This is a genomic window from Helicobacter sp. MIT 00-7814 (genome assembly GCF_003364115.1).
Lineage (GTDB): Bacteria > Campylobacterota > Campylobacteria > Campylobacterales > Helicobacteraceae > Helicobacter_F.
On the sequence record NZ_NXLL01000001.1, the window covers coordinates 56,897 to 71,678 of the forward strand.

At 43.7% G+C, this 14,782-nt stretch carries 9 protein-coding genes; 7 read left to right on the forward strand and 2 right to left on the reverse strand.

The window, feature by feature from the left end; all coding sequences use genetic code 11:
- Positions 1-163 precede the first annotated feature (163 nt).
- Positions 164-5,455 (reverse strand): autotransporter outer membrane beta-barrel domain-containing protein, encoded by a 5,292-nt coding sequence (locus CQA49_RS00300; RefSeq protein ID WP_181882564.1) that lies wholly within the window; start codon positions 5,453-5,455, stop codon positions 164-166.
- 295 nt (positions 5,456-5,750) lie between these two features.
- Here CQA49_RS00300 and CQA49_RS10360 point away from each other — a divergent pair, with 295 nt between their 5' ends.
- A complete protein-coding gene (locus tag CQA49_RS10360; RefSeq protein ID WP_258864126.1) occupies positions 5,751-5,885 on the forward strand; it encodes a hypothetical protein in 135 nt (44 codons plus the stop codon).
- 237 nt (positions 5,886-6,122) lie between these two features.
- On the opposite strand, the gene dcd is transcribed toward CQA49_RS10360, so the two are convergent.
- Complete coding sequence (gene dcd / locus CQA49_RS00305) at positions 6,123-6,695, reverse strand: dCTP deaminase (RefSeq protein WP_115573971.1); 573 nt, start codon at positions 6,693-6,695, stop codon at positions 6,123-6,125.
- A 97-nt stretch (positions 6,696-6,792) separates the two neighbouring features.
- Between dcd and accB the strand changes: the two genes are divergently transcribed.
- From accB to napA, 6 genes are all read left to right on the forward strand, one after another.
- Positions 6,793-7,269, forward strand: a complete 477-nt coding sequence (gene accB, locus CQA49_RS00310) for an acetyl-CoA carboxylase biotin carboxyl carrier protein (protein ID WP_115573972.1) — start codon at positions 6,793-6,795, stop codon at positions 7,267-7,269.
- A 44-nt stretch (positions 7,270-7,313) separates the two neighbouring features.
- The gene (locus CQA49_RS00315; protein WP_115573973.1) at positions 7,314-8,678 is read left to right on the forward strand and encodes an acetyl-CoA carboxylase biotin carboxylase subunit; all 1,365 of its coding nucleotides are present in this window, start codon (positions 7,314-7,316) and stop codon (positions 8,676-8,678) included.
- 55 nt (positions 8,679-8,733) lie between these two features.
- Positions 8,734-9,405: a hypothetical protein gene (locus CQA49_RS00320; protein WP_115573974.1), complete on the forward strand. Its 672-nt coding sequence runs from the start codon at positions 8,734-8,736 to the stop codon at positions 9,403-9,405.
- Positions 9,406-9,575: 170 nt separating this feature from the next.
- On the forward strand, positions 9,576-10,727 hold the full coding sequence (gene pseC, locus CQA49_RS00325) for a UDP-4-amino-4,6-dideoxy-N-acetyl-beta-L-altrosamine transaminase (RefSeq protein ID WP_115573975.1): 1,152 nt from the start codon (positions 9,576-9,578) through the stop codon (positions 10,725-10,727).
- Between the two features lie 34 nt (positions 10,728-10,761).
- Positions 10,762-11,637 carry a hypothetical protein gene (locus CQA49_RS00330; protein ID WP_115573976.1) on the forward strand — a complete coding sequence of 292 codons (876 nt, stop codon included), beginning with the start codon at positions 10,762-10,764 and terminating at the stop codon, positions 11,635-11,637.
- A gap of 351 nt (positions 11,638-11,988) precedes the next feature.
- Positions 11,989-14,781 (forward strand): nitrate reductase catalytic subunit NapA, encoded by a 2,793-nt coding sequence (napA, locus tag CQA49_RS00335; protein ID WP_115574060.1) that lies wholly within the window; start codon positions 11,989-11,991, stop codon positions 14,779-14,781.
- Position 14,782 lies beyond the last annotated feature (1 nt).

Consider the following 14,782-nt stretch of genomic DNA (forward strand, 5'->3'; position numbering starts at 1 on the left):
AATTTTTCAAATAAACAACCATTTTGGTGGTTTTATTTATCCTCAAAAATTTGAGATTATACTAAAAAAATTCTATTTTTTCCTTAAACCCCTCCGCTTATTTCCCCTATTTCCTCCGCGATAAAAAACCGCGGGGGCGGTGTTTGGATTTCTACGCTATGAATCAAGGCAAATACTGCTGGCTTGGGTATTGGATATATTGCTGGTTGTAAAAATTTGGCTGTGAAGCATCGCGCCTTTGGGGTGTCGCGCCAAAGTTATAGCGCACGCCCGCACTCATCACATAGTCCATATTGTAAGTCCCAAAGAAGCTTTTATCCACCTCAAAGTAGATTCTCGTATTTTGCGAAACACGCATATCAAGCCCGAGAGAGAGCACCGCGCGGAAGTCTGAATCTATTTTTTTGCTCCTATCCGCGGTTTTAGCAATATCATCGCGCACAATCATTTCTCCACGATTGCCAAAGTCTTTTACCAAGCTCCCGCCAACGCGCCAATATCCCCCAGCATTGCCGATCTTAAAGGCATTTAGCATATCCGCGCCCACGCGTGCAATCGCCATGAAATTTGCCTTGCTATCGACAAAAAGCGTGCTTCCCACACTGCGGAAGGTGAGATTCTGCGCGCCAATGTAGCCTAAAATCACCTCAGCTTGCGGTTGGAAATAGAATCCACGCATTGACTTAATCCCAAGTCTCCTGCCATACTCCGCGCTCACATAGCCCGAGCTAACCCCCGCCGTGTCCCTACCTGCGAAGCTTAGCGAGCTTGCGGTATATTCATTGCGCGAGTAGATGTATTTGCCCACAATGTCTAAATAGCTCAAATCCGCAAAAAGTGCCGAGCGGTAAAAACCAATCGCAAAGCTATCACTGCGCGCATTTAGCGAGTTTCCAGCGCCACTTCCCCATGAGCTTGTAAAACTCCCAACCAAGCCTAAATACACCTTCGCGCCTTGATATTGCGTAACCTTATCAAAGCCCCCTTGCAAGCCAAAATTATGCCCATAGTAGCCATTTTGCCCCTCAATCCCGCCTTTGATGACTTTCGCCCACATGCCCGAGCTATCATTCCCGCCACGCACTTCGCCTAGGCGCTTTGCCATGTTATTAGTTTCTGCATAAAGGTTGAAATACGGATTTAGCACCGCGCCTTCAAGCGGTGTGAAAACCTCACGCTCCAAAAGCCCATCATCAATGCTTTCAATCGTTACAGAATCTATATACCACTGCTTGCCATTGTGCTGTCCGCCAGTCGTGCCAAGTGATGGATCATTGTCAAAATAGCTATTTTCTAGCTGCGTATCCCCATCAGTCTTTAGCTCCGTGCGGAAAACGCCTAAGCCCATATATTGCTCTGTGGCGCGGAAAGCGTTGTCATCAATGGCATAGGAATTTGTAGAATCCACCACGCTTGCGACATAGATTTTTTCACCTCCTGCGGTGTATTGATAATCGCTCGCTGTGCTTGCATCTTGTATAAGTTGCAAATAAGTTGTCCCGCTAAGGGCGTTTGTTGTGAGGATTACTTTTATCTCATCTGCGGCGTTATTTGCGCTTTGTGTGAGGTTCAGCCCTAAGCGAAACAAGCCATTTTCTGAGCTAAAAAGTGAGTTATAAGTCGGTGCTCCACCACCTGCATTTGCCATTGCTGAAGGCGCGATTGTAAGCGTTTTTTTACTAAACCCCGCACCCAAAGGACGCGCGATAACTTCGTAATAATCATAGTCTGTGCTATCAACCGGCGTCACGCAAGTGCTCGCATTTGTGGTAGCATTACGCGTGCAACCACGCCAATTATACGAGCTCAAATCCACAATCGCAAGCGCATTCCCAAGCGTAGCCCCGCGCGTAGAGCCATTTGTGATAAGCGTGCTGTCGTTGCTAAGGCGCAGAGAATCTATCTTGCTAGATTCTGGCACAAACCACTGCCCGCCAGAGCCCTGCAGATTCCCGCTGAAGCTTATTTGATTAGCAGAGATGGAATCCGTCCCAATCACGCTATTTTCAAAAGTCCCTATAATGCTTGTAAGCCCATTTAGCCCGCTGATTGTGCCATGTAAATAATCCGTGCCTGCGCTTATGGTGTTATTTGTCGTATTCACGCGCGCAGATTCTGCGAAATTTAGCTTTACTGCAATAAGCCCATTGTTTGAGAGTGAAAAATCATAAGTTGAAGCCGAGTTCCCGCCATTTATCACCACAGATGAGCCACGCGCAAAAAGCGCATTTTTAGTGATATTCCCACTTAGCGTGCCTTGCATATACACGCCTTGGCTAAATTCGCTTAGCGTGCTGTTGGCAGAATTTGTGCCAAGATTAATGCTTTCACTCGCGCTGATTGTCCCGCCAGCTCCCGCTGTAAGTGTTTTGCTAATATTTGCCAAAATGCTTGTGCTACCATCAAAGTTAAAGCTCCCGCTTGAAGTGAGATTTGTAGGTGTCGTGGCGGTAGAATCTGTCGCGTTGATGATTTTATTTATCATCTCTTGTCCTAGATTCCCAACGCTATAAAAACTATACACAGAATCGCTCGTCCCACCGCTAATAAGCAAATTATTATCAAATGAGCCAGAACCTATAAAAGTAATGCGCTTCCTAGAAGCCCCGCCTATCGTGCCACTGAGACTCGAAGTGCGTGAGGGGGCGCCGGATTCTATCACGGAGACGCGATTCCCGCTTGTGTCGATGTAAGTGCGCTCGCTCAAACTTGAAGTGCTATTAAACACCGCTTCGATATTGAAGTCATCATCGCTTAGCGCGCCTTTTATGCTGACATCTCTAAAGCCGATAGTCGCGCCCGCACCAGTGCCTACATTCCCATTGATTCCATATTTTGTAGAATCCACATAAAAATTTATCCCCTTACTAATAAGGTAGCTTTGGATATTTGAGGCTGTATTAAAGGTGATTGTTTTATCGATTAATCCATCGCCATTGCTATCAAAGCTCGCGGTGTAACCACTTGGCGTTGAAATATTCTCGCTAAAATCGAGCACCCCACCAATATTGCTAAAGGTATAAATACTATCTTTTGTGCCCTCCACTATGGAGCCATTGTGGAAATTTGAGTAGTTCGATCCGGGATCATCTCCGCCAAAATTTAGCACCACATCTTTTTTAGTTTCGCCATAGATATGATTGCCAAAAAAGCCCTGCGGTTGGAATCTGTTCGCATAAGAAACATCTAAAGTCCCGCTAAAGCTCACGCCGATATTATTACGCACATAGGAATTCCCAGCAAGCGCGATTGTGGCTTGTCCATACGCGCTTGCAATACCTGTGGCATCGTCCAAATCAAATTCGCCAAAATCCACAAAAGTATAGGTGTAGTTGTTGCTATTTGCGCCTGATAGGTTGGCATTTGCGCCAAGTGCATTTGCGCCCACAAAGACAAAGTTCGAGCCATCTAGCCCTGTGCCTAGCGTGCCTTCAAAGCTAGTTGTCGTGCTTAAATCGCTCACGCTCCAATTTGTAAGCCCACCGCTTGCGTTGTTAAAATCGCTTAGAATCTCATTTATCGCATTTTGCCCACTTTGAGAAAGCGTAGTGCTCAGGTTGCTCCCAAGCCCATTAAAAATATGTGTGTAGCGCGCCAAAGTCCCGCCTGTTATGCTTGTAGCGCCTGCATTTGTGGAAAGATTGCTATTGATGACAAGCGCTTGTCCGCGAAATTGTTTTATAGAATCAAAATTTAGCACGCCAGCGCCGCCTGAAGTGGTGATGTTATTAAACACCACGACAGAATCTATACTTCCACCACTTAGCGTATTTGTGTCTGAAAAGCCATGCGCGCCAGCGCCTAAAAAGACAAGATTTGCGCGGACATTTTGCCCTAAAGTCGCGCTTCCTGTAAGTGCGGAGTTTTCAAGGTTAAGACTTTGAAAATATGGCGCTAAGTTTGAATTTAGAGAATCCCAAGTGTTTGCCCCGCTCTGCGTGCTTTGCGCACTTGATTGCGCGTTAAAAACAGCGTTTAGCGTGTTGTAGTTTGTGGTGGCGTTTGCCCCTCCTGTGCCTGCGGTGTCCGAAACATTAAGATTATTTACACTTGTGCCAAAAAGTGTAAAATTGATTTTTGAGTTTCCATTAGCTGCGGCATTTGTGGTTGTGGTGAAAATGCCACCATCAAGCGTGCCAGCGTTTAAGAAAAGTACATTACTTGTATTGCCTGTGGTTGTGGCTGTATCGCCGGTAAATTGAAAAGAATCTTGCGCAGTTGTGCCACCGAATCGATGGGAATTTGCACCGATAAAGCTCACTTGCGCGCTGTCATTTATGCCGATAGTCCCGCTCGCACCATTCGCCCCGCCCAAATAGGCAGAATCTGCGAAAATACTGCTTAAACTTTGTGTCGTATTTGTCGCGCTCGTGCTTGTCTGCGTGGCAAGTGGGGCAAGTGTGATATTTTGGCTTGCTGTGGGGCTTGCAAAGATGAGATTTAGGCTTGAGTTTGCGTTGGCATAGAGCAGATTCCCAGCAATTGAGCTTGCGCGAGAATCTAGATTAAGAATTGAAGTAGCGGTAAGATTGCTAAAATACAGCGACTTCGTCCCTAAGTCAAAAAGTGAAATATTTGTCGTGCCAGTGCCGATTCTAAATTCAACTTGATTGCTCGCGTTTTCAATAGCATTTGCACCATTAAAAACAAGATTTTGGGTGTTGGCGTTGGGAGCTGTAGGCGTATTTGCCGGCTGTCCTGTCGTAGGATCATAATACCCACCGCTAAAATCTATCACACTTCCTTTAAACACCGCACTATTCACCCTCACGCCGAAATTTTCAGAATCTAGCGCATTGCCAAAAAGCATATCATTGGAAAAATAAGGCTGAAGCATATCATCATTGACATCTACACCGCGAAAAACCATCGTGGAATTTGTCGCGCTTACTTGTGCGCAAGTATTTGGCGTGGTGCATTCTGTGATATTTGGTCCCGTTGTCGCACCTGTGAGAATCCCCAAAATATTATAAAGCACCGCTCCATAAGGATTTGTCGGATTATAATACACGCCCCGCGCGATTTGCCCGGTGTTATCTCTATATTGCAGGTTTAAGATTACATACTCATTGCTTTGATTTGTCGCACCATCGCGCAAGTTTAGCCCGATAGCATCAAATCTCTGCGTATTTGAACTAAAATCAAGCAAAACCCTGCGTGTCGCGTTAGTCGCGCCAGCGCCGATAATCCAAATATTACTATTATCTAAACGCGTCCCGCTCGCGTAGTCAAAAACGCTATCTCCTGCAAATCGGAATCCCACGCCGAGATTCCCGGTGATATTACCAGCTGCAGCTTGGTTGTAAAGATAGTAGCTTGTAGGGGAAGGCGCAGTGCCAATTGAAGGTGCAGGAAGTGGCGTGAGCTGGAAATTTGTCGCATTAAAATCATAAGCATTTAGCGCGCTAAAAAGCGCAAATACGCACAATGCCTTAGTAAAATTCCTTCTTTTCACGCACATTCCCTTGTTTTGCAAATTTTCTCTTTGCTAAAGCAATGTGTATTCCATAAAATGGAATTAAGGAATTCAAGTTACGCATTGAAAATGCGTAACCCTTACTCTCGCCCCTTGCGTGGTGAAAAAAAGCGGTGATTTAGCATTAGCAGAAGTGCTAATGCCCGATTTTTTTCTAGCAAGGGAAATAGCGAGGCTCTCCCCCCGAGAGAAGAAAAGCGCGGAGCTTTTCTGGCGCGGGGGAGTGAGGAGGGGGTAAACCCCTTTTTCTTTTGCGTGAAAGATTCTAAGAAATTTGGGAATCTTGAGAAGTGAAAGCAAAGAGATTCTGAAAGATTATGTCATTGCGAGCGCAAGCGAAGCAATCCATTATTTTAACTTTAGAATCTTGCAAGATTTTTGCAATGACTTAGATTCTACAAGATTCTAATTTTTTTAGAGTTTTCAGAATCTTGTTTATATTTTAATTCCTTTAAAAGATTCTATTTTTCAAAATCCTCTAATTTAACTCAATCCCACTTAGATTCTTAAGAGTTTCTTTTTGCAGGGGGACAAGGGGGCTTGAATTGCGAAGTCGCTCCCCTCCCCCTTATCAATCCCCCACCCCCGACAACGCTTTTTAATGGTGCGTGCCGCACACTGCATTTGGATTCTAAATTGCAAAATTTTAAGATTCTAAAATCCTAGGCAATGTAATGCCGCGCTGTCCTTGGTATTTCCCGCCTCTGTCTTTGTAGCTCACTTCACACACACTATCACCTTGTAGGAATAGAACCTGCGCGATTCCCTCATTTGCATAAATTTTTGCCGGTAGTGGCGTGGTGTTGCTAATCTCAATGGTGATATGCCCCTCAAACTCCGGCTCAAAAGGCGTTACATTGACAATAATCCCACATCTCGCATAAGTGCTTTTCCCCAAACAAATCGCCAGCACATCGCGGGGCATTTTAAAATACTCAATGCTGTGCGCAAGCGCGAAAGAGTTTGGCGGGATAATGCAAAACTGCCCGTCCTTGACATTTTTCACCACGACATTTTCTTCTTTGAAGTTTTTTGGATCGACAAGCGCTGCGCCAATATTGCTAAAAATCATAAATTCCTCACCCACCCTAATATCATATCCATAGCTTGAAAGCCCGTAGCTTATAGTGTTTTTGCCGACTTGCTTTTCACAAAATGGCTCTATCATTTTATGCTTTAAGCTCATCTCTCTAATCCAGCTATCTGCTTTTAATCCCATAACGACACACTCCTTTAGTTATAATTTATGGTATTATAACAAATTAAATTCTTTGGCTAGCCCAAACCACACCACTGATTACGAAAGGCAGGTTACTATGAATCTACAAGAAATCAAAAAACTTATGGAGCTTTTTAGCAGTAGCGAAATCGCAAAACTCAATCTCAAAAATGGTGAATTTGAAATCAAACTAGAAAAATATGGCGCAAGTGTCGTTGCAAGCGCGCCTGTGGCAAGTATGCCGGTTATTAGCGCGCCAGCAGCACAAATTACACAAAACACAGAATCTACCCAAGCTCAAAGCGCGCCTACAGCAAGTGCGCCTGTGGCAAGCGGGGATTTTATCACTTCTCCAATGGTAGGGACATTCTACCGCTCACCAAGCCCGGGCGCTGCGCCGTATGTCAATGTCGGCGATACAATTAAAAAAGGACAGACGATAGGCATTATCGAAGCGATGAAGATTATGAATGAGATTGAAGCGGAATGCGATTGTAAGATTCTCTCCATTGAAGTTGATGACGCGACACCTGTGGAATTTAGCACAAACCTCGTGCGAATCCAAAAACTCTAAGCGCCAAGCTTAGGGATTTATGGACTTTGGGACAAGGGGTAAAAATGAAAACAAAAAAACTCAGTAAGATTCTCATCGCTAACCGCGGAGAAATAGCCCTGCGCGCGATAAGGACAATCCAAGAGATGGGCAAGCAGGCTATTGCGATTTATTCTACTGCGGACAAAAACACCTACTATCTTGATGTGGCTGACGCTAAAGTGTGCGTAGGCGCGGAAAAATCCTCTCAAAGCTACCTTAACATTCCGGCTATTATGAGTGCGGCGGAGCTTTTTGGCGCGGACGCGATTTTCCCTGGATATGGATTTTTGAGTGAAAATCAAAACTTTGTAGAAATCTGCGCACATCACAATATCGAGTTTATCGGACCTACGGCAGAAGTGATGGTATTAATGAGTGATAAATCTAAGGCAAAAGATGTGATGAAAGAAGCAGGCGTGCCGGTGATTATGGGAAGTGATGGCGCGCTAAAGGACTTTAAAGAAGCGCAAAAAATCGCTGAAGAAATCGGCTATCCTGTGATTCTCAAAGCTGCAGCAGGTGGGGGCGGACGCGGAATGCGCGTGGTGGAAAAGCCAGAAGTGCTTAAAAATCTCTATCTCGCAGCAGAATCTGAAGCGCTGAGCGCCTTTGGCGATGGCACGATTTATATGGAAAAATTTATCCGCAATCCAAAGCATATCGAAGTGCAGATTCTAGCTGATAAACATGGAAATGTCCTACATATAGGAGAGCGCGACTGCTCGGCGCAAAGACGCCAGCAAAAGCTCATCGAAGAATCCCCAGCAGTCGTACTAAGCGAGAGTGTGCGCAAAAAGCTTCTTGATACTGCTGTCAAAGCTGCAAAGCACATTGGTTATGTAGGTGCGGGGACTTTTGAATTTTTGCTTGATGCAAATTATAAAGATTTTTATTTTATGGAGATGAACACGCGCTTGCAAGTGGAGCACTGCGTGAGTGAGATGGTGAGCGGGCTTGATTTGGTGGAGTGGATGATACGCATAGCCGAGGGCGAAAAGCTTCCTAGTCAGGATTCTATCACTTTCAAAGGGCATTCTATCGAATGTCGTATCACAGCCGAAGATCCGCAAAAATTCTACCCATGCCCGGGCAAAATCACAAGGTGGATTAGCCCCGGTGGCGCGAATGTGCGCCTTGATAGCCATGCGTATGCGGGCTACACCGTGCCTATGCATTATGATTCTATGATTGGCAAACTCATTGTTTGGGGCAAGGATAGAGACGAGGCGATAAGGCGCATGCACCGCGCGCTTAGGGAGTTTTGCATTGAGGGCATTAAGACGACTATTCCTTTTCATATTAAAATGATGGAAAATAGCGACTTCCACCAAAGCAAGATTCACACAAAATACCTCGAGCAGACTTTTTTACCGCAAAATGAAGGCTAAATTGCGGTGATTGGCGCTTTTTAGGGGAAATTTATTTTAAGGAGGCTTTAAGGTTATGAAAATATCAAACTTGCAAGCTAGGGATTCTTCAAACATTGCTTTGCAAAAGGCAAACACACAAGGGCTAAAATCCTCTGCAAAGACAAAAGAAGCCCAAAGCACGAAAACAGCGAGCTTAGGAAACCTTAAAAATGAAAATATCAAAGAAACCAACTTAAATATTGGCAAATTGCAAGTTTTACAAAAATCCCTAGATTCCCTTGAAAGCCCCTTGCGTAAGGCGCAAAAAGCACTTAGCACAGATTCCAAAGAGCAAATCGCTGAAGCGCGCGAGCAGGCGGAGAAAATCATCAAATCAAGTACTTTCAATGGGCAAAAAGTCTTTGGCGTGAGCGTGAAAGATTCTAAAAATAATGTCGTGCTAGAGCCCGTGGTGGTGGATACTTCATTTATTAGCGCGGATAAACGCGAGCTTGAAATTTTTAGCAAAAACATTCAAGAATCTAAAGCGCAGGTAAAAGAGGCGCTAAGCGCGCTTTCAAAAGATGCACAAGAAAATATCCAAACGCTTAGCAAAGTAAAGAATCTACCAGAGAAAGACACAATAACAAATGAGCAAGATTCTGGCAAAATCGCTAGTTTTTTCAAAAAATTTGGCGACTTTTTGCGTGGCGCGCAAGCAAGTCAAAAAGTCGATAGCGAACGCGTCTCGCAGCTTTTGACATAAAGGCAAACGCCAAATGTGGCATAGAAACAAGACTTTGTTTATAGAATCTTTTAAACTTCTTACATTAAAAAAGGCAGAGTATGTGCGCGAAAGCGCAGGCGAAACGAAGCTGAAGCGGAGCTTATAAGAGCTTTGCTCTTGCAAGTGTCATAAAAAGGAATAGAGTCGCTATGCCTAACTTTTACCCCTACAGCACACAGCTTATTGATGAATCTGACAAAAAAGCTTTGCTTAGTGCGCTTGAAAGCACACATTTGACGCAAGGGCAAAGGGTTGTGGAGTTTGAAAAAGCTTTAGCAGAGTTTTGCGGGGTGAAATACGCGCTTTGTCTCAATTCCGCTACTTCCGCACTGTATGTGGTTTATCATTGGTTTAAAGCACAAAATCCAGATTCTCAAATCTATGCCATCACTACGCCCATTAGCTTTGTAGCAACTTGCAATATGATGCTTGTAAATGGCATTACACCGCTATTTGCGGAGGTTTTGCCAAATGGGAATATTAATCCAAAAAGCGTGCGTGAGATTCTCAACACTCACAAAAACAAAGAATCTATCAAATTACTTGTAAGCGTGGATTACGCGGGCTTAAGCGTGGAATGCGAGGAATTAGAAAAAATAGCGCAAGAATTTAATTTGCTGTGGATTTCTGATAGCTCGCATGCTTTTGGCGCAAGCTATAAGAGCGCAAAAATTGGCTCACTAGCGCATGCAAGCATTTTTAGCTTCCATGCTATTAAGCCTATCACAACTGCTGAAGGTGGCGCACTGCTGACAAATGATGAAAGCCTTTATGCACACGCACAAGCCATTTTGAGCCATGGCATCATCAAAGGTAGGGCGTGGAATTATGATTGTATCGACATTGGGTTTAATTTCCGAATGAATGAGCTAAGCGCGGCGCTTGGGCTTTCACAATTGCCAAAAATTGAGCACTTTATTTCTGCGCGCGAAGAAATCGCAAGATTCTATGATGAAACTTTTGCCAAAAATCCCTATTTTAGCACCATTGCACGCCCTTCGTATATGCAAAGCAGCCATCATCTTTACCCGATTTTACTTTTCCCAAACCTGTGGTGCGCTAAGGAAGATATTTTTAACGCCCTTTTAGCGCGAGGTATCGGCGCGCAGGTGCATTATAAGCCTATTTATCAATTTAGTTTGTATAAAAAACTTTTTGGCGAAATGCGCGTTGAAAGCGCAGAATCTTTCTATCTTTCCGAGCTTTCAATCCCTTGCGCGCAAAATATGGGCTTAAAAGATGCTAAAGAAGTGGCGCGCATTCTCCTAGAGGTATTAGAATCTAGCGCATGCGCGAGATAAAGTAAGACAAAATGAAACTTAAAAGGTTTTAAAAATGAAAAAAATTTTTCGCTTAATTTATTTAGCAAGCTTTTTTTGCCTGCCGCAAGGCTTTGGCGCGGAATGCTATGAAAATGCGGATTTTTATTTTAAGGTTGAGACAAATTGCAATGAAGAGCTTTGTAACACTACGCTCATGCTGCTTGATAAGAAAAAGCCAAATTCTTTTTTGCTGCTAGATTCTCAAGTCGGGGAGAAAAACACTACTTTTACGGGCGAAAATGCGACTTACATTTTGGAGCAAAAGGCGTTGTATATGCTAGATTCTCAAAATATTACAGAATCTAGCACGCAAGAAAACGCGCAAGGAGCACAAAAAATACAAGAGACAAAAGATTCTCAACCGCAAGATTTGGCAGATTTTAAATCCCTCGCACAAAGCGCGCCTAATGCAGAAAATCCCATCTCAAAAGCAAAAAAGCTAGATTCTATTGCGTGCGTGTATGCTGATGGGCTTAGTTTTAATGCGTTTTGGCAGGATTTAGGCAAGGGGCAGTATCAATTTATCAAGCAAAAAACGCAAAATAATAGCGATGGCACGGACAAAGAGGGGGATTTTTTTAGCATTTATCAAAATGGAGACAAGCTCACTTTTGAATCGCTAGAACTTCGCATTGATAGCAGTGGCGCGGAAAGTCAAAGTCGCATTACGCAAGATTTTTTGCTTAAGCCTTTAAGTAAAAATCAAGCCTACATCACTTCCTTGCAAAACAAAGCTTGCGGTGTGCTGGTGGAGAAAAAAGAAGATGAAAATGGTGCGCAGATTCTCAAAGTTGGCTCATTTGCAAATAAAAGCGTGTGCGATTTTCTACGCAAGCCAAATGGGGAATATCTCATTACTGAAACCTACACCAAAAAAGCTCAAAATTAAGCCCTCTTCTTCCACCTTGCAAAAATCGCAAAACTGCGATTGTATCTCATTATCCGCCACTTTTATAAAACTTTTTTAGAAAAATACTTCCCTTTTGTGTAAATTTGTAGCGTTTTGCTTTAAAAATGAGAATCTCGCATTAAATAGCCCCAAAACGCCTTGTGTTGGGATTGATACCCTATTTTTAAACGAAAAGTAAATATATATAAAAAATAATATATATTTACTTACAGCACGCGCAAGAGTAGAATTATCACCGAATCCACAAATCCCGCGATTCAATGGAAGGAGGTTTTGCGTTACAAGCAAAAAAGCATTACAATCTTAAGAACTAAACAAGGGGGAAACAATATGCAACCAAACTTAAATCGCCGTGAGTTTATCAAAAATGCGGCAGTGGTTTCAGCAGCTTCAGCTGTTGGGTTAAGCGTGCCAAGTGCTGCGCTAGCAAAAGCGCAAGACGCACAGAAATCATGGAAATGGGATAAATCTGTTTGTAGATTCTGTGGAACAGGCTGTGGGATTATGGTAGCAACAAAAGACGGGCAAATTGTCGCGGTGAAAGGCGACCCAGAAGCACCGGTAAATAGAGGGATTAACTGCATTAAGGGGTATTTTTGCGCCAAAATTATGTATGGACAAGATCGCTTGACACAGCCACTTTTGCGCGTCAATAGCAAAGGCGAGTTTGACAAAAAAGGCAAATTTGCGCCTGTAAGCTGGAAGCGCGCCTTTGATGAGATGGAAAAGCAATTTAAAAAAGCTTACAACACACTAGGGCCAACAAGCGTGGCGATTATGGGAAGCGGGCAATACACCGTGCAAGAAGGCTACGCAGCAGTGAAGCTTATGAAAGGTGGATTCCGCTCAAATAACATTGATCCAAACGCAAGACATTGTATGGCAAGTGCGGTGGTGGCATTTATGCAAACCTTTGGTGTAGATGAACCAGCGGGCTGCTATGATGATATTGAGCTAACTGATACAATCATCACTTGGGGCGCAAATATGGCTGAAATGCACCCGGTATTGTGGTCGCGCGTCACTGATAGGAAGCTCACAAATGCTAATAAAGTAAAAATCATCAACCTTTCAACTTTCACAAATAGAACTTCAGACATTGCGGATATGGAGATTATCTTCAAACCACAAACTGACTTGGCTATTTGGAACTATATTGCAAGGGAAATTGTGTATAACAGACCAGAATCTATGGATAAAAAATTTATAGATAATCACTGCGTCTTTAGCACAGGTTGGGTAAATATCGGCTATGGTATGCGCAATAATCCAAACCACAAAAGCTTCTCAAAAGCTGAAAAAGACATCGTAGCAAAAGAAAACAGCAAGATTCTTAGCAAAGATGAAGGCGTAACGCTACAATATCTTGGACTAAAAGCTGGTGATGAGCTAAAAATGGAAAAATCTGGCGTAGCTGATGCGCATTGGCAAATTAGCTTTGAAGATTTCAAAAAAGCGCTCGCTCCTTACACGCTTGATTTTGTAGCACAGCTTGCAAAAGGCGATGACAGCGAAAGCTTAGAATCTTTCAAAGCAAAATTGCAACAGCTTGCAAATTATTACATTGAAAAAAATCGTAAGGTTGTGAGCTTCTGGACGATGGGATTCAATCAACACCAAAGAGGCACTTGGGTAAATGAGCAAAGCTACATGGTGCATATGCTCCTTGGTAAGCAAGCAAAGCCCGGAAGTGGCGCATTCTCACTCACAGGACAGCCTAGTGCATGTGGCACAGCGCGCGAAGTTGGGACATTCTCTCACCGCTTGCCAGCAGATATGGTCGTGGCTAATCCAAAACATAGAGAAATCACTGAAAAAATTTGGAATCTTCCAGCAGGCACGCTTAATGGCAAGCCCGGATTCCCATATCTTGGAATCTTAAGAAACCTAGAAGATGAAAAAGTGAAATGGGTGTGGGTGCAAGTCAATAACCCTTGGCAAAACACAGCAAACGCAAATCACTGGATTAAAGCAGCGCGCGAGTTGGATAACTTTATCGTGGTAAGCGATAGCTATCCGGGTATCACAGCTAAAATCGCGGATTTGATTTTGCCTTGTGCGATGATTTATGAAAAATGGGGCGCGTATGGAAATGCAGAGCGCAGAACGCAGCATTGGAAGCAACAAGTTTTGCCACAAGGAAACTCAATGAGCGATACTTGGCAGATACTTGAGTTTGCAAAACGCTTTACACTCAAAGAAGTTTGGGGCAAAGATTACCCAGATTTGGGACTTAAAAGCGTGCTAGAAGAGGCTAAAAAAATGGGTTATAACGAAAATACCACACTTTTTGAATACCTCTTTGCAAATGCAAAAGCGAAGAAATTTAGCGCAAATGATGCGATGCTTAAAAACAAACCGCTTAACTCTGAAGTCTTTGGCGATAGCAGAAAGGTAGAAGGAAGCGATGGCAAGGTGTTTAATGGCTATGGATTCTTCGTGCAAAAATACCTTTGGGAAGAATACCGCCTCTTTGGTGTAGGACATGGGCATGACTTGGCAGAATTTGATGTGTATCATAAGGTGCGAGGATTGCGCTGGCCTGTGGTTGATGGCAAAGAAACACAATGGCGCTTTAACTCAAAATACGATCCTTATGCGCGCAAAGAAGCTGGGGGTAAAGAATTTGCATTCTATGGAAACAAAGGCGCAGCACTGCCTGTTGGCGATCTAAGCAAACCTGCGGGCGAAGAGAAAAAACCTCTTGCAAATAGAGCAAAAATCTTCTTCCGCCCTTATATGGAGCCTTGCGAAATGCCTGACAAGGAATATCCATTGTGGCTTTCAACCGGGCGTGTGCTAGAGCATTGGCATAGCGGAACGATGACTATGCGTGTGCCTGAGCTTTATCGTGCTGTGCCTGAAGCGCTTTGCTACATAAGCGAGGCTGACGCGCAAGATAAAAAACTCAAACAAGGTGATCAAGTATGGGTAGAATCTAGACGCGGAAAAGTCAAAGCACGCGTAGAAATAAATGGCAGAAATCGCCCGCCAAAAGGCTTGGTGTATGTGCCATGGTTTGATGAAAATGTGTTTATTAATAAAGTTTGTTTGGACGCGACTTGTCCGCTTTCAAAACAAACTGACTTTAAAAAATGTGCCGTGAAGGTTTATAAGGCGTAGA